The sequence below is a fragment of the Collimonas sp. OK412 genome (assembly GCF_900112135.1).
In the GTDB taxonomy this organism is placed as follows: domain Bacteria; phylum Pseudomonadota; class Gammaproteobacteria; order Burkholderiales; family Burkholderiaceae_D; genus Collimonas; species Collimonas rhizosphaerae.
On record NZ_FOLC01000027.1, the window covers coordinates 29,009 to 44,559 of the forward strand.

Sequence of the window (15,551 nt, forward strand, 5' to 3'; positions counted from 1 at the left end):
AGAAAATCCTTGATTTATTCAATATTTCAACTATCATTGAAATATGAAAACAAAATCAGTCGTCGCCGCCCTTGCGGCGCTTGCCCAAGATTCTCGCCTGGCGATCTTCCGCGCCTTGGTACAGGCCGGGCCCGAAGGGCTGCCCGCCGGAAAAATCGGGGAAATCACAGGCATCTCGCCATCCTCCGTGTCGTTCCATATGAAGGAACTGTTCCATGCCGACATGGTGGCGTCGCGCAACGAAGGGCGGTTCGTGATCTATTCCGCCGACTTCGCCACCATGAATCAATTGCTGGCATTTCTCACCGAAAATTGTTGCGGCGGGAATCCCTGCATGACCACCTGCAGTCCCGCATGCAACGTCGCCGAGGACGCTTCGCCATGACGGTTTTTATCTGAGAGTCGCCGATGTCAGTCCAATGCGAAGTTATCGGCAAACGCGCCGCGTCCGGATCCATGAATTTTTTTGAGCGTTACCTGACTGTCTGGGTGGCGTTATGCATCGTTGCCGGCATTTTGCTCGGGCAGCTTTTCCCTGCCGGGGTGCAAGCGATAGGTGCGCTCGAAATCGCCAAGGTGAACTTGCCGGTCGGTCTCCTGATCTGGGTGATGATCATCCCGATGCTGCTGAAGATCGACTTCTCTGCCTGGAACCAGGTCAAGGGGCATGTACGCGGCATCGGCGTGACCTTGTTCATCAACTGGGCGGTCAAGCCGTTCTCGATGGCCTTGCTTGCCTGGGTGTTTATCCGCCACTGGTTCGCGCCGTACCTGCCTGCCGGACAGCTGGATTCCTACGTGGCCGGGCTGATCCTGCTGGCGGCGGCGCCGTGCACGGCCATGGTGTTCGTGTGGAGCCGCCTCACCGGCGGCGATCCGTACTTCACGCTGTCGCAGGTGGCGCTGAACGATCTGATCATGGTGTTCGCATTTGCGCCGCTGGTCGCTCTCCTGCTGGGCGTTTCTAGCATCGCCGTACCGTGGGCGACGCTGCTGGCTTCAGTGGTTTTATATATCGTCGTTCCAGTGATCATCGCGCAAATCTGGCGCAAATCCCTGTTGCGCCGCGGCCAGGCCAGCTTCGACCAGCTGATGGAACGCATCCAGCCATGGTCGGTTTCGGCGCTGTTGCTGACCCTGGTGCTGCTGTTTGCATTCCAGGGCAATGCGATCATCGAGCAGCCGCTGGTCATCGCATTGCTGGCGATTCCTATCCTGATACAGGTTTTTTTCAATTCCGCGCTGGCCTATTGGCTCAACAAGATCGTCGGCGAGAAGCATTCCATCGCTTGTCCCTCTGCGCTGATCGGCGCGTCGAATTTCTTCGAGCTGGCCGTGGCGGCGGCGATCAGCCTGTTTGGCTTCAAATCCGGCGCCGCGCTTGCCACCGTGGTCGGAGTACTGATCGAAGTGCCTGTCATGCTGCTGATTGTCGGCATCGTGAACCGCACCCAAGGCTGGTACGAAGGCCGCTGATCCACGACCGGCAGACCGGCTGCCGGCTTTCAAGAAAGTCGAACCATGCACATCACGATTTACCACAACCCCGAATGCGGCACGTCTCGCAACACGCTGGCGTTGATACGCAATACCGGTGTCGAGCCTGAAGTGATCGAATACCTGAAGCAGCCGCCGTCGCTGGAAACACTGGCCAAGCTGATTGCAGATGCAGGCTTGACGGTGCGAGCGGCGATCCGGCAAAAGGGGACGCCTTATGCAGAGCTAGGCCTAGACGCGCCAGGCCTGACAGACGCGCATTTGCTGGACGCCATGCTGGCGCATCCGATCCTGATCAACCGGCCATTTGTGGTTACGCCAAACGGCACTCGCCTGTGCCGCCCGTCCGAACTGGTGCTCGACATCTTGCCGTTGCCGCAAAAGGGACCGTTCACCAAGGAAGACGGCGAAGTCGTCATTGATTCGGAGGGGCGCCGTGTCACAACATCTGATTAAGCTGCCGAACGTTGACGCAGGACTCTTTCGTACGCCGCTTGCATCGGACTTTGAGGAGGTCGGGCGCTCATCGCACGCACCGCGTTTCCTGCTGCTATATGGTTCGCTGCGCGAGAGATCCTATAGCCGCTTGCTCACGCAGGAGGCTGCGCGCTTGCTGGAAGCGATGGGCGGCGAAGTTCACATATTCGATCCGCACGGATTGCCGTTGCCTGACGGCGAACCCGACAGCCATCCTAAAGTCCAGGAATTGCGAGAGTTGGCGCAATGGGCCGAAGGCATGGTCTGGACCTCGCCCGAGCGCCATGGCGCCATGACCGGCATCATGAAAGCGCAGATCGACTGGATTCCCTTGTCCATCGGCGCGCTGCGGCCGACGCAGGGAAAAACGCTGGCGCTGATGGAAGTATCCGGCGGCTCGCAATCGTTCAACGCGGTCAACCAGATGCGCATACTGGGCCGCTGGATGCGGATGATCACTATTCCTAACCAGTCCTCGGTTGCCAAGGCGTTCCTGGAGTTCGACGACGAAGGCCGCATGAAACCTTCGTCTTATTATGAACGCGTAGTCGACGTGATGGAAGAGCTGTTCAAGTTCACCTTGCTTACCCGCGATGTTTCTTCATTCCTGGGCGACCGCTACAGCGAGCGCAGGGAAAGCGCCGAAGAACTCGGCAAGCGTGTGAACCAGAAGCAGATTTGAAAAGCGCCTGGCCTTACTTGAAGACCGGGCGGAAAAAGCTGCGTTCGTAGCTGAGGATGCAACGGGTTTCCTCGGCATACCTGAAGGCAGCCTGGCATTCCGCATCCTGCATCGACTTGGTCCTGTATTCCTCATACAGCGCGAGCGAGGGAAACGTGAACATCGCGAGCGCCACGTTGCTGCTTCCCTCGGAGGGGAGGAAGTAGCCATGGTGTATCCCGCCGAATTTTTCTACCAGCGGAATCCAGATTTTCCCGTAGTGCTCGAACTCCTTGAGCTTGTATGGATCGATGATGTAACGCAGGTAGCAGGTAACCATGAGAGTCCTTGTCGGCAAATCGCAACTATAGCTGCTGTGCCGCCGGCTAACAACGGTTGCTTATATCAATTCCCACAGCCAGTTCCAGAATCCGGGCAAAGGGGCGGCTTGGGCGCCGTCCCGTATGCTTCTTGCCAGGGCGGCACGCTCCAGCGCGCCCTTGTCGTCGTAAAACGGCTTGGCTGCAGTCGGCAGCTGGACCGCACGCGCGCAATCCATCAGTATCTGCAGGTATTCCGCCATGTGGTCGGCGGTGTAGCTGTTGATATCGTGAAAAGTCACCACCACCGGGATGCTGCCATCGACCTCCGGCAACTCGCCCGCGGCAATCCGTTCACGCACGCCGGTTAACAGGTGCAGCATGTTGGAGCGTCTTGTCGGGCTGGCCTTGAAGCCGTATATCTTGCCGTCGTTGGCGCTCAGGTCCGTCAGCAAGATATGCAAGCCGTGCTGTTGGTAAATTGCAAAAGTGCGCTTGTCATAGTTCCAGAACGGCGGGCGGACCAGCGTCGGCGCGCGGCCCTGGATGGATGCAATGTCGGCGACGCCGTCGTCCAGCGATTGCTCGAATACGGCGGGGTCAAGGAAACGATGGTTTGCGTGATGCGGCGTGGCGGTATGGAAGCCAAGCAAATGGCCTTCGTCGATTTCACGCCGCAATATGCTGCGCCCGAAATCCGTCTCGCCGGCGCCGGACGAACGGGTTTGCACAAAAAAGAGGGCTTTGATGCCGGGTTGCAGCGGATTGCGCGCAAGCGTGTCCAGTATGGACAGCGTCGGATTGTCGTTCCTTGGCCTGGCCGGGCCATCGTCGAAAGTCAACAGGAAGCGGATCGGCGGCTGGGATTTCAATCGCTCGGCAGTTTGGAGCGACATGGGAACCGGTTCAATGGCGCAACCTGCGGCGCCGATCGTCACGGAAGCCACGACCAAACAGGAAATGATCTTTTTGACATGCTGCGCCGAGCTGGAAATTACGCTGCGCAATGGCATGAATGAAACGGAAAACGAGGACACGAGGCGGCGGATGGTAAGGTAATAGTTGATGTCAGAGTGTGATGCGGGGTCAATGATACGCCCTCGACCTGCGCCGCCAGCCAGCTGTTACAAACATCTACAGTTACGGCGACCGCCTGGAACAGGCAGTACGCGCATCGAACCTTGCCTTGTGACTCTTCGTGAGTCTTTGTGATTCTTCGTGACTCTTGCGCCTATAGGCATGCACCGGCCAGTGACAATTTCTCAGACATTTGCCGACGTGCTTCATCCACCGCCTGGGCCACTGCTTCCGAGCCGAATACCAGTCCCTGCAGCGGGAAAAAATGCACATCGCTGATGCCGATCGACGCCAGCGCATAGCGCAAGTACGGCGTCAGGAAGTCGGCCTGTTTCGCCCGTTCTCCCACATGGAAGCCGCCAGAGCTGACCAGTACAAAAGTCGCGCGGTCTTTCATCAGTCCGACCTTGCCTTGCGGCGTCGCGTGGAAACTGCGGTTGATGCGGATCACATGGTCGATCCACAGCTTGAGCGCGGCGGGCACGGTGAAGTTATGCATCGGGGTGACGATGAACAACATGTCGTGCTGTTCCAGTTCGGCGATCAGGCGTTCCGACCAGTCGAATTCTTTCGCATCCGGCGCCGCTTGCGAAGTGACGGCAATGGCGTAGTCGCGGCCGATTGGCGGCAGGGGCGACTTCACCAGGTCGCGTTCGGTGACCTGTACGTTGTCGATGCCCGATGCTGCAATCGCTTCCCTTGCGAGGCGGTAGCCATGGCTCGCATCGCTGTGCGGGCCGCTGTTCAATAACAGGATGCGCGTCATGTGGTTGTTCCTTGTGTGAGTGGTTCGACAAAATGCATGCCCTTTGCAAGCAGCCCCTGCCGGAAATAAAAACGTTGCGCCAGCGCCATGTGCAGGCCGGTATCCAATACAAAATGTTTGCAGTGCAATGCGACGGCTTGTTGCCGTGCTGCCTGCAACAGGCGTTCGCCGAACCCGGAACGATGCAAGGAAGCCGTCACCACCAGGTCATCGACGTAGATGAAACGGCCGTAGAGCAGATTGTCTTGCAGCCGATAGCCGGCAAGGCCGACAATTGCGCCATCGCGCCATGCCGCAAGCAAGCGATATCCTTGCGCGCGTTGCTGCGCGATCTGTGCGCCGTATGCTGCGCGATCGCTCAGGTGCGGCCGCAATTCCTTCATCACCGGGAACGACGCCTCCACCTCTACGTCGCTTTCAATGTGTCTTATTTCTACCTGGGACTGCATGCATTTCTCCAAAAAATTGGCGCCGTTCTATCGTTGTGCCGATGGAGCGAGGGCGAGCCGCTGTACGCGTTGCGGTTTATCGAGCCGCTTGCGATTTGCTGAACCACGCCGCGAACCCCATGTCGCCGAGGCGTGCATCGCCGGCTGGGGTCAGCGATTGATCGTCGATCTGGGCACCGTAGTACGCGGCGCCGGCATCCGCGACGACGATGCGTTTGTCGCCCAGGGCGTCCAGGTAGCGTGTCATCAAATCGGCGAGCCCGACCTTCTCGGGCCCGGCTGCATCGAATGTGCCGTTGATCGGCTGCATCAGCGCCGTGTCCGATACGATGGCCGCGATGTCGTCCGATGAAATCGGCTGCACCAGCGCCGGCGACAGGCGGATCTGGTTGCCGACCGTGCCGGATTGGGCGATGCCGCCGAGGAATTCGAAGAACTGCGTGGAGCGCACGATGGTGTACGGCACCTTCGATGCCTTGACCAGGTTTTCCTGCGCCATCTTGGCGCGGAAGTAGCCGCTGCCGAGCATGCGTTCGGTGCCCACGACCGACAGCGCGATATGGTGTTTGACGCCGGCGGCCTGCTCCGCGGCGAGCAGGTTGCGGCCGGATGTCTCAAAGAATGCGAGCACCGCCTTGTCTTCGAACGACGGGGAGTTGCTCAGGTCGATGACGACCTGAGCGCCTTTGACCGCGTCCGCCAATCCCTTGCCGGTCAATGTGTCGAGGCCGGTGCTTGGCGAGCCGGCCACGATGTCGTAACCGAGCTGGCGCAGGTTGGCGGCGACTTTCGATCCGATCAGGCCGCTGCCGCCGATGATGAGGATTTTCATGCGATACCTTTCAAGGTGTGCCCATCAGCGGGCGACAGGTTGGCGAGCCGAATTGCAGAAGCTGCCGATAATTACTCCGGCATCTTGCGGAACGCGATGGCAAAGCGGTTCCAGCTGTTGATCGAGGTCACGAGCAATGTCAGTTCGACCAGTTCGGTATCGGTGAAATGCGGGCGGACTGCTTCCCACACCGCATCCGGCACGTGGTTTTGCGAAACCAGCGTCAGCGATTCGGTCCATTCCAGCGCGGCGCGCTCGCGTTCGCTGAAGAACGGCGTTTCGCGCCATGCCGCGACGGTAGCCATGCGGCGTTCCGATTCACCAGCCTTGCGGGCGTCGGTAACGTGCATGTCGAGGCAGAATGCGCAGCCGTTGATCTGCGATGCGCGCAGGCGGACAAGTTCCTTGAGCAGGATGTCCAGCGAGCTTTTGTTGATCTGGTTTTCAACGCCGATCAATGCCTTGATGGCGTCTTTGCCGGCACTGTAGAAATCGAGGCGGTTTTGCATTTGAAGCTCCTTGGTCAGGTGAATCGAAGTGAATGAATCGGTGTTTGCTTGAGAAGTAGTATGCGAGAATCATGGCCATATCAGAAGGGCCAAGAAATTGAAAAAGGACTAGTCCATGAAAACCGCCAAGCCTGACCTGGACCTGCAGGTCGACCGCACCCTGGAATTGCCCATGTACCTGCAGATATGCCAGCGTTTCAAGACCGCGATCGAGCAGGGAAACCTGCGTGCGGGGGATCGCGTGCCGGCAGTGCGGGCGCTGGCGACCGAACTTAACCTGGCGCGCGGCACGGTGGAAATGGCTTATCGGATCCTGGCGGACGAGGGATATCTGCAGGTCAGGGGCGCGGCCGGCACCGTGGTATCGCCGTCCTTGCCGCCGCCGGCTGTCCTCAAGCCGCAGGCAGCCGTGGCCGGACAAGCGCATGCGGTCATCGTCGAGCACGACGGCAAGGCGCCGAAGCCGCTGCAGATGGGTCTGCCTGCGCTCGACGCATTTCCGCGCAAGGTGTGGAACCGGCTGGTCGGGCATCGCCTGCGCGGCAGCGAACCGGCGCGGCTGGCTTATCCCGACCCTGCCGGTTACGACCGTTTGCGTGAAAGGATTGCCACTTACCTGGGCGTCTCGCGCGGCGTGACCTGCCTGCCGGAGCAGGTGTTCGTCACGACCGGCTTGCGCGACACGCTGGAACTGACGTTCAGCAGCCTTTCCACCGCCGGCGATGCGTTATGGTTCGAAGATCCCGGCTACATCTTTGCGCGCCTGTTCCTGCAGAATGCGGCGCTCAAGGTGGTGCCGGTGCCCGTCGATGAACACGGGTTGATGGTCGAAGCCGGCAAGCGCCTCAGTCCGTATGCAAAATTTGCGATCGTTACGCCGTCGCACCAAAGCCCGCTCGGCGTGACGCTGTCGCTGGAACGCCGGATGGCGCTGCTGGAATGGGCCAGCAAGGCCGGCAGCTGGATTATCGAAGATGACTACGATAGCGAGTTCCGTTACCAGGGGCGGCCGCTGCCGGCGCTGAAAAGCCTGGACCGCAATGATCGCGTCATCTACAGCGGCACCTTCAGCAAGGCGATGTTTCCTGGATTAAGGCTGGCTTATGTGGTGGCGCCGGCCAGTGCGGTTGCACGCTTCCAGGCCGCATCCTACAACTTGAAGGCAGGCTGCCCATACCTGTTCCAGGCAGGCGTCGCCGACTTTATCGCGGAAGGCCATTTCTCAAGGCACTTGAAAAAAATGCGCTTGTTGTACGCAGAACGCCGTGCGGTGACGTCACGCGTTTTCCAGGAAATACTGGGCGACCGGATACGGATCGATTTGCAGCCGGGCGGCCTGCACATACTGGCGCAGCTGGCCGATCGCGAAGACGACGTTGCGCTGGCAGGCCATGCGCAGGCTGCCGGTTTGGGCGTGCATCCTTTGTCGCGCTGGTACATCGATGCAAAGCCGCGGCAGGGATTGCTGCTGGGCTTTGCCAATGTCATCGATGAGAAGGAGGCAAGGCGCCTGGCGCTGAAACTGAAGCAGGCGATGGCATAACGCCGCGCCGGCGCCTGAAGCCGGTCTTTTCAATTTTTACCGGCGGCTGTCATTGCGGGCAAGGCACGCCGGCCGGCGCCGCCTGCACGGGCCTTGGGAAAAAGCGCAAGGCGGTCAACGCGCATGCGCTGCCCAGCAGCCACACTGCAGGCCAGCTGCCGAACGTGAGGATGTGCGGGATCGCCAGCGGCGTCAGGAAACACATCACGAACACGCTGGTGTTCGCCATGCCCAGCGCCGTGCCGGCGCTGCGGGCGCCGGCGATGGTCGCCAGCTCGGTGTAGGCAACGCCATGCCAGGCGGAGACGCTGACGCCGGTCAGCACCAGCATGGCGATCAGCAGCGTCGCCATCACCGGGCCGACGCTGGGCAACTGGCCGGCCAGCGTCACCAGCGCTGCCAGCGCAGCGAAGGCGACGGCGCTGGCGATGGTGCAGAAACGCAGGAATTCGCGCCGGTTGCGCTTGCGGTCGGTCCAGCGGCCGCTCCATACGCGCATGGCCATGGCGCCGCATTGCAGGGTCGCCATGGCGACGGTGATGGCGGCGATGCCGGCGTGGCTGAAATCGTGCAGGAATACGGTGCCGAAGGACAGGATCGCGAACTGTGGGGCGCACAGGATGCCGATGGCGGCGACGATGCGCCACAGCTGGCGATCCTTCAATGGCGCCGGCGTTGATGGATGCTGGGCCGCATGCGCTTTGTCTGCGCCGGTTGCGGCTGGCTCGTACAGCCAGAGCCAGGTGAAAAACAGCGTCACTGCGCAGAACAAGGCGAGTACGCCGTACGCGGCGGCAAAGCCGGCATGCGCGGTCAGCGCCGGCAGGATCAGGGCGCCGGTGGCGCCGCCCAGCGGCACCGCGGTCTGGCGGATGCTCATCGCCATGCCGCGTTCTTCTTCGCCGAACCAGGTCATCACCGCGCGGCCGCTGGAGCCGTTGACGCTGCCGCCAAGCAGGCCGACCAGCAGCAGGCCGGCGCCAAGCAGCGGCAGGCCCGGCACATGGCCCGGGACGGGCGCAACAAACAAAGCCATCAAGGCTAGCGCCACCGCGGTAGCGGCCAGGCCGGACAACAGCACCGGACGGTCGCCCCAGCGGTCGGTCAGCAAGCCCCAGGGCAGCTCGCTTAAAGCGATGCCGAGACCCATCAGGCCCAGCACCAGTCCCAGTTCTGCATTGCCCAGGTGGTAACCCGAGCGTATCAGGACGGCAGTGGTCGGAATGCCGCTGAAGGCGGCTGAAAAGCTGGCGTTGGCGGCGACGCCGACGCCCAGCACCTTCCAGCGATGGCGACGATTATTAGATGTTGCATTGGCGGCAATAGCGGATAAGGCCATCTTGATTCTCCTGTAACGATATGCGCTGGCTATGTGCCGATTTATGCGCTTGCGGCAAGTATCGCTTTGCGCGATACTTTTGAATATCAGATAGTTTCGAATTAACAGTTTTGAAAAACAGGATGGTTGCCATGCGACAAATCAGTTTTGACCTCGACGTGCTGCGCACCTTTACCACCGGCATCGACCTTGGCAGCTACGCCAAGGCCGCCGATCGCCTGGGCCGCTCCACCTCGGCCGTGAGCGCCCAGCTGAAGAAGCTGGAGGAGCAGGCCGGCGCGCCGATTTTCCGCAAAGCCGGGCGCGGCCTGGCACTGACCGAAGCCGGCCAGACCCTGCTGGGTTATGCGCGCCGTTTGCTCGACCTCAACGACGAAACCGCCAGCGCGGTGCGCGGCGTCGAGCTGGAAGGGGAGGTAAAGCTGGGCCTGCAGGAAGATTTCGGCGAAGCGGTGCTGTCGGATGTGCTGGGGCGTTTCATGCGCGCCCATCCGAAGGTGCGGGTCGAAGTCTGCGTCGCGCGCAGCTCGGAATTGCGCGAGCGCGTGACCTTGGGCCGGATTGACCTGGCGCTGCTGTGGGAGGGCGGCGCGCCGGCGCTGAATGCGCAGCGGGTCGCCGACCTGCCTCTATGCTGGATCGGCCCCGCGCAGGATGGCCTGGCCTGGAACGGACAAGCGGGCGGCCAGCATGACGCCGGTTCGCCATTGTCGCTGGTATTGCTGGATGCGCCTTGCATGCTGCGCGATATCGCCTCGAATACGCTGGACGCCGCCGGCATCGCCTGGCGCCACGCCTTCACCAGTGCCAGCCTGTCCGCGCTGTGGGCGGCATCGGCGGCGGGACTGGGCCTGACCGTGCGCACGCCGGTCGGCCTGCCGGCCAGCCTGCGCATCATCGAGCCGCAAGCGGCCGGCTTGCCTACGCTGCCGCAGATCGGCTTGTCCCTATACAGGGCGCAAACGATGGCGGGGCCGGCGGTGAACCGGCTGGAGGAACTGCTGCTGCAGGCGGTGCACGAAACCATCCGCAGGGTCACGGCGGCCTGACCGGTTGCGAGCGCCCCAGCCATCCTACGGCTGGCCGCTGCACTGGCCTGGCGCCGGATATTGCAGCCGGTTTAAAGCGGCGTCACCGGGATGCAGAGATCGCACTCGAATGTGCCGGTCTTGTCGTCGCAGGCGGCGTCGACCGGGTAGTACTCGAAGAACGGGCGGGTGTCGAGCTGCATGCCGCTGGCCGGCAGCCAGTCGCGCAGCAGGCGGGTCCAGGTTGCACCGATGTCGCCGCCGGTGCCGCTGTAGCGGGTCACCGCATAACTGCCGCCTGGAACGGTGGTGGTGAACGATTTGCCGCTGGCGACAAAGTCGTCCGGCACTTCGACGCCGGCGTCGTAGCGGCACTTGTCAGAGCTGGCGATGCCCGGGTCGTCGTGGCTGATGCCGTAGCGCGGGCGGCCGAACAGGTTATTGGTTTCCATCCATGGGCTGACAGTCTCCACCCAGAATTCCGCGATCGGATGGCCATAGGGGCCGATGTAGCGCATGTAAGCGATTTTGGTGGCTTGGCGCTGGACGATTTTGACTTTCATGGGAATCTCCGTCATGTCTGTTTGGGAGTTTCCATGATGGTCCGCACTGCGTTTGTTTTCCTGATCCTGCTTGCGATGCGGCTGACCAGGATTGCTGTTGCGGCCAGCCGCAAGCTGCGCGGCCCAGCGGTCCGCCTGTCCCTGGCGCCACTCGCTGGCGGTGCAGCCGAACCTGGTCTTGAACGCGCGCGCAAACGCTTCGGCGGAACCGAAACCTACCGCGAGCGCGATTTCCAGCACCGGCACGGCGGGCTGGCCGATCAGCCGCAACGCCGCCATTTCCAGCCGGCGCCGGCGCAGGTAATCGCCCAGGGTTTCGCCCATCCAGGCCGAGAACAGGCGGTGAAAATGAAACGCGGAAAAATGGGCGACTTCGGCCAGCGTGCTTAGTTCGAGCGTCTGGTCGATATGGCGGTCGATATGCTCGATCACCTTGTGCATGCGCCTGGCGTAGGCTGCCTGGTTTTCCTGGGATGTCATGGCTGATCCGGTATCCGTTGCTTGTCCCAGCCGCAATCTTAGTCCGAGCCTTGGCCATGCGCCACTGCTTTCTGGCGCGGCATATGGCGCAGGCTCGTCGCCCAGAACAGCAGGGCCGTCAGGCTGACGGCAGCGCCGAGCAGGCACACGCCGTTCCATCCGGCGGCGGCATAGGCGCTGGTCGAGGCGATGGCGCCCAGGCCGCTGCCCACCGCATAGAAAATCATGTAGCAGGTGACCAGCTAGGGTGGTGCGCAAGGTCGGCAGCAAGCAGGGCGGCCGACTGCGTTTGTCAAAGCACGGCTTTCGGCAGATGCCAGCCGTATGAGACCGCGGCCAGGCGCAGGGTGAAGCAGGCGGCTCCGCCAAGCAAGGCGGCGGGACCTGGTGCCATGCCAAGGCGGCGCGCGGCCAGTACCGAAAAAGCGCCGAAGAAAGCCGCGGTGGCGTAGATGTCCGTTTGCAGCACAGCCGGCACGCGCGCCAGCAAGATGTCGCGCACCACGCCGCCGCCCACTCCGGTGACCGTGCCCATCAGCATGGCGACGAATGGCCGGATGCCGAACAGGACGGCTTTTTCCACGCCCGCCACGGCGAACAGGGCCAGGCCGGCGGCGTCCAGCACCAGGACCAGCGTCGCCGGGAAACCCTGCACCGTCGAATGGAACACAAAGGTCAGCAGGCCGGCCAGGAAGGTCAGCACCGGGTAGCGCCAGTCGCGGATGGCGTTCGGTGGCGCGGCGCCTATCAGCAGGTCGCGTATGACGCCGCCTCCAAGCGCCGCGACGAAGGAAATCACCATCACCCCAAGCAAGTCGAGACCGCCGCGCATTGCGCTCAGGGCGCCTTCGATTGCAAACACCAGGGTGCCGGCCAGGTCGGCTGCCAGCACGATGGTTTCGGTCTTCAGCTTTATCCTGTTCATTGACGGCGGCGCCTGTTTTGTGATGGGTGCAGGCAAGCTATATCGAAATATCCGGGACGTCAATCCGCGGCGTAAACGAGAACGGGGCACAGCTCACGCTGTACCCCGTGGTTGAAGCGCAGGCTGCGGCTTGCCGCAGCTGCCCGTCCGTCAGTTTTGCAGACCGCGAGGGATCGCGCTCAGCAACTGGCGAGTGTAAGGATGGGTCGGATTGTGGTACAGCTCATCCGAATTGGCCAGCTCCACCACTTTGCCCTGGTGCATCACCATCACCTGGTCGGCCAGGTATTTGACTACCGACAGGTCATGCGAGATGAAGATGTAGCTCATGCCGAACTCTTCCTGCAAGTCCTGCAGCAGGTTCAACACCTGGGCCTGCACCGAAACGTCCAGCGCCGAGACCGATTCGTCGCACACCAGGATTTCCGGACGCATGGTCAGGCAGCGCGCAATTGCAATCCGCTGCCGCTGGCCGCCCGAGAATTCGTGCGGATAACGATGGTAGGCGACAGGCGGCAGGCCAACCTTTTGCAGCAGCTGCATGGCCATCTCGGTGCGCTCGTTGTCGTCGCTGCCGATCTGGTGGATACGCATCGGCTCCAGCAGGATCTGGCCGATGGTGAAGCGCGGGTTGAGCGAGGCGTAGGGATTCTGGAAAATGATCTGGATGCGCCGCTTGTAGGACATGAACTCGCTGTTGGACATGCCGATGATGTCCTTGCCTTCGAACAGCGCCTGTCCTGATGTCGCCTGGTGCAGGCGCATCAGGGTCAGGCCGACGGTGGTCTTGCCGGAACCGGATTCGCCCACCACGCCCAGCGTCTTGCCGCGCGCCAGCTTGAACGAGACGTCTTGCACCGCCTTGAATTCCTTGCGGCCGAACAGGCCTTCGCGGAAATAAAAACTCTTGCCCAGGTTGCGCACTTCCAGCAAGGTATCTTCCTGGCCGCTGCAGCCGCGGCTGCGTTCGCGCAGGTCGAGGTCGGCGCCGTTGTTGCCGTTCATGTAGTCGTTGATCACCGGCAAGCGCCATGGACGGGTGTCGAGCGAAGGACGGCACATCAGCAAGGCTTTGGTGTACGGGTCCTGCGGCGCTTCAAAGATTTGCCGCACGTCGCCTTTTTCGCGTACTTCGCCGTGGCGCATGACGATCACTTCATCGGCGATTTCACCGACCAGCGCCAGGTCATGGGTGATGAACAGCACCGACATCTTGTGGCGTTTGCGCAGGGCCTCGATGAGGTCGATGATCTGCTTCTGGATCGTGACGTCGAGCGCGGTGGTCGGCTCGTCGGCAATCAGCAGCTTGGGTTCGCAGGCGATCGCCATGGCGATCATCACGCGCTGCTGCTGGCCGCCCGACATCTGGCTCGGATAGGCGTCGATCTTGGTCGCCGGCGAAGGAATCCCGACTTCTTCCAGCAAGGCGATGGCGCGCGCGCGCGCCTGCTTGGCGTTCATGCCCATATGCAGCCGCAGCACTTCGGCGATCTGGAAGCCGACGGTGAACACCGGGTTGAGCGAGGTCATCGGTTCCTGGAAAATCATCGAGATTTCCTTGCCGCACATGTCGCGCCGTTCATCGGGCGTCATGGCCAGCAGGTTGCGGCCTTCGAACTCGATGACGCTGGTAGCGGCGATGCTGGAATTGTCCTTCGGCAGCAGGCCCATCACGGCCAGCGAGCTGACCGACTTGCCGCTGCCCGATTCGCCCACCAGGGCGACGGTGGTGTTGTGCGGAATGTCAAAGGAAATGCCCTTGACGGTTTCCACCATGGTCTTTTTGTCGGTGCGGAAACTGACGCGCAAGTCGCGCACGCGCAGCAAAGGCGCGCCGTTGTGATCAGCTGCGGGTTGGTTGTGGTTGGTCGATTGCATGATGTCTCCTATTTCAGCTTCGGATCAAGGGCGTCGCGCAGCGCATCGGTGAACAGCGAGAACGCCGTCACCAGGATCGCCATGGCGATACTTGCAGCCGCCAGCTGCCACCATTTACCAAGGATTAATTCGTTTTGCGCTTCGTTCAGCATGCTGCCCCAGGATACGACGCCGACCGGCACGCCGAAGCCGAGGAAGCTCAGGATCACTTCCGACTTGATGAAGCCGACCACCGAGATCGACAGCTGCACCAGCGACACATGGCTGACGTTAGGGAAGATATGGCCGAACATCTTGCTCCAGTGGCTGGCGCCGATGGCGTCCGCCGCCATCACGTATTCGCGCGACTTGTGCTTCATGTATTCGGCGCGGATCAGGCGGTAGGTCCCGGTCCAGCCGGTCAGGCCGAGGATCAGCACGATCGCCATCACGCCCTTTTGCTGCAGCACCGCGGCGACCGCCAGGATCAGCAGCAGGTAGGGGATGGAAGTGAAGATGCTGTAGAACCAGTTGAAGGCGTCGTCGATCCAGCCGCCGAAGTAGCCGGACACCGCGCCGAAGATGGTGCCGAGGGCAACCGCCAGCAGCGCCGCAACCAGGCCGACGATGATCGAGGTTTCCGCGCCCTTGATGGTTTTCTTGATGATGTCGTGGCCCCATTTGTCGGCGCCGAACGGCAGGGTAGGCAGGCGGGCCTGCACTACGCTGCCGCCTTTCTTGGCCAGCTCGGCACGGATTTCAGCCATTTCCGCCGCCAGCGGATCGGCGATGCCGTAATCGTTGGCGATCACCGGCGGCGCGATGGCCACCGTGCCGCTCTTGCGCAGGTCGCGCAAGATGTCGCGCAGCGGGTCGACCGGGTTTTCCGGCGGCGGCGCTGCGACGACGGCGTCGTTGTCGCTGAAGCCGCGCTCGGCGTCGGTCTGGGCGCCCATGAAAGTAGGCGGCGCATAGTTGACGCCGATTTCCTTGGCCCAGTCCTTGGCCAGCAGGCCGCTGGCTGACAGCACCAGCATGATCAGGTACAGGCCGACCACGGCCATCGCCGCCATGGCGACGTGGTCGGCGCGCAAGCGCCGCCAGGCCAGGGCCCACAGGCCTGGCGAATGGGTGGCGCCGGGAGCGCTGTTGAGAGCTACGGTTGCTGCGGTTGCTTCAGGCGCCGCCTGGGCAGGGGCCGAATTTATACTTTGAGTCATGGCGGCTC

Annotated in this window: 18 protein-coding genes and 1 pseudogene; 7 read left to right on the top strand and 12 right to left on the bottom strand. The window is 61.9% G+C overall.

Going from position 1 to position 15,551, the window contains the following annotated elements:
* Positions 1–43 precede the first annotated feature (43 nt).
* From BM062_RS21050 to arsH, 4 genes are read left to right on the top strand one after another with little or no spacing between them, the layout of a single operon-like run.
* Complete coding sequence (locus BM062_RS21050) at positions 44–385, top strand: ArsR/SmtB family transcription factor (protein WP_092400494.1); 342 nt, start codon at positions 44–46, stop codon at positions 383–385.
* Positions 386–408: 23 nt separating this feature from the next.
* Complete coding sequence (gene arsB / locus BM062_RS21055; RefSeq protein WP_092400496.1) at positions 409–1,476, top strand: ACR3 family arsenite efflux transporter; 1,068 nt, start codon at positions 409–411, stop codon at positions 1,474–1,476.
* A 45-nt stretch (positions 1,477–1,521) separates the two neighbouring features.
* The gene (arsC, locus tag BM062_RS21060; protein WP_092400498.1) at positions 1,522–1,953 is read left to right on the top strand and encodes an arsenate reductase (glutaredoxin); all 432 of its coding nucleotides are present in this window, start codon (positions 1,522–1,524) and stop codon (positions 1,951–1,953) included.
* Positions 1,934–2,656, top strand: coding sequence for an arsenical resistance protein ArsH (gene arsH, locus BM062_RS21065; protein WP_092400500.1), 723 nt, complete (start codon positions 1,934–1,936; stop codon positions 2,654–2,656). Before arsC ends, arsH begins: the two co-directional genes overlap by 20 nt.
* Positions 2,657–2,669: 13 nt before the next feature.
* Here the strand turns inward: arsH and BM062_RS21070 are convergent, their stop codons facing one another.
* Together BM062_RS21070 and BM062_RS21075 are read right to left on the bottom strand one after the other, a co-directional pair.
* Positions 2,670–2,975, bottom strand: a complete 306-nt coding sequence (locus tag BM062_RS21070) for an NIPSNAP family protein (protein ID WP_092400502.1) — start codon at positions 2,973–2,975, stop codon at positions 2,670–2,672.
* Between the two features lie 60 nt (positions 2,976–3,035).
* Positions 3,036–3,851, bottom strand: a complete 816-nt coding sequence (locus tag BM062_RS21075; protein ID WP_254785195.1) for a polysaccharide deacetylase family protein — start codon at positions 3,849–3,851, stop codon at positions 3,036–3,038.
* On the opposite strand from BM062_RS21075, the gene BM062_RS26005 reads away from it, so the two are divergent.
* Positions 3,850–4,014: a hypothetical protein gene (locus BM062_RS26005; RefSeq protein ID WP_254785196.1), complete on the top strand. Its 165-nt coding sequence runs from the start codon at positions 3,850–3,852 to the stop codon at positions 4,012–4,014. The two genes, BM062_RS21075 and BM062_RS26005, sit on opposite strands and share 2 nt — an antisense overlap.
* Before the next feature lie 172 nt (positions 4,015–4,186).
* On the opposite strand, the gene BM062_RS21080 is transcribed toward BM062_RS26005, so the two are convergent.
* From BM062_RS21080 to BM062_RS21095, 4 genes are all read right to left on the bottom strand, one after another.
* Positions 4,187–4,798 (bottom strand): FMN-dependent NADH-azoreductase, encoded by a 612-nt coding sequence (locus tag BM062_RS21080; protein WP_092400506.1) that lies wholly within the window; start codon positions 4,796–4,798, stop codon positions 4,187–4,189.
* The gene (locus tag BM062_RS21085) at positions 4,795–5,247 is read right to left on the bottom strand and encodes a GNAT family N-acetyltransferase (protein ID WP_092400508.1); all 453 of its coding nucleotides are present in this window, start codon (positions 5,245–5,247) and stop codon (positions 4,795–4,797) included. The genes BM062_RS21080 and BM062_RS21085 overlap by 4 nt, the downstream gene beginning before the upstream one ends.
* A 76-nt stretch (positions 5,248–5,323) precedes the next feature.
* Complete coding sequence (locus BM062_RS21090; RefSeq protein ID WP_092400510.1) at positions 5,324–6,079, bottom strand: SDR family oxidoreductase; 756 nt, start codon at positions 6,077–6,079, stop codon at positions 5,324–5,326.
* A 71-nt stretch (positions 6,080–6,150) separates the two neighbouring features.
* Complete coding sequence (locus BM062_RS21095) at positions 6,151–6,588, bottom strand: carboxymuconolactone decarboxylase family protein (RefSeq protein ID WP_092400512.1); 438 nt, start codon at positions 6,586–6,588, stop codon at positions 6,151–6,153.
* Between the two features lie 115 nt (positions 6,589–6,703).
* On the opposite strand from BM062_RS21095, the gene BM062_RS21100 reads away from it, so the two are divergent.
* Positions 6,704–8,131, top strand: a complete 1,428-nt coding sequence (locus BM062_RS21100) for a MocR-like pyridoxine biosynthesis transcription factor PdxR (RefSeq protein ID WP_092400514.1) — start codon at positions 6,704–6,706, stop codon at positions 8,129–8,131.
* A gap of 49 nt (positions 8,132–8,180) precedes the next feature.
* Here BM062_RS21100 and BM062_RS21105 read toward each other — a convergent pair whose 3' ends face one another.
* Positions 8,181–9,470, bottom strand: a complete 1,290-nt coding sequence (locus BM062_RS21105; protein WP_092400516.1) for an MFS transporter — start codon at positions 9,468–9,470, stop codon at positions 8,181–8,183.
* Between the two features lie 131 nt (positions 9,471–9,601).
* On the opposite strand from BM062_RS21105, the gene BM062_RS21110 reads away from it, so the two are divergent.
* Positions 9,602–10,519 carry a LysR substrate-binding domain-containing protein gene (locus BM062_RS21110; RefSeq protein WP_092400541.1) on the top strand — a complete coding sequence of 306 codons (918 nt, stop codon included), beginning with the start codon at positions 9,602–9,604 and terminating at the stop codon, positions 10,517–10,519.
* 71 nt (positions 10,520–10,590) lie between these two features.
* Here BM062_RS21110 and BM062_RS21115 read toward each other — a convergent pair whose 3' ends face one another.
* The 5 genes and pseudogenes from BM062_RS21115 to BM062_RS21135 form a co-directional block, all read right to left on the bottom strand.
* Complete coding sequence (locus tag BM062_RS21115; protein WP_092400518.1) at positions 10,591–11,541, bottom strand: AraC family transcriptional regulator; 951 nt, start codon at positions 11,539–11,541, stop codon at positions 10,591–10,593.
* Between the two features lie 38 nt (positions 11,542–11,579).
* A pseudogene (locus BM062_RS21120) lies at positions 11,580–11,783 on the bottom strand (MFS transporter); the annotation flags it as partial.
* A gap of 50 nt (positions 11,784–11,833) precedes the next feature.
* Positions 11,834–12,466 (bottom strand): trimeric intracellular cation channel family protein, encoded by a 633-nt coding sequence (locus BM062_RS21125; protein ID WP_175501112.1) that lies wholly within the window; start codon positions 12,464–12,466, stop codon positions 11,834–11,836.
* Between the two features lie 150 nt (positions 12,467–12,616).
* Positions 12,617–14,344, bottom strand: a complete 1,728-nt coding sequence (locus tag BM062_RS21130) for an ABC transporter ATP-binding protein (protein ID WP_092400520.1) — start codon at positions 14,342–14,344, stop codon at positions 12,617–12,619.
* An 8-nt stretch (positions 14,345–14,352) separates the two neighbouring features.
* On the bottom strand, positions 14,353–15,543 hold the full coding sequence (locus tag BM062_RS21135; RefSeq protein WP_254785197.1) for an ABC transporter permease: 1,191 nt from the start codon (positions 15,541–15,543) through the stop codon (positions 14,353–14,355).
* Positions 15,544–15,551: the final 8 nt, after the last annotated feature.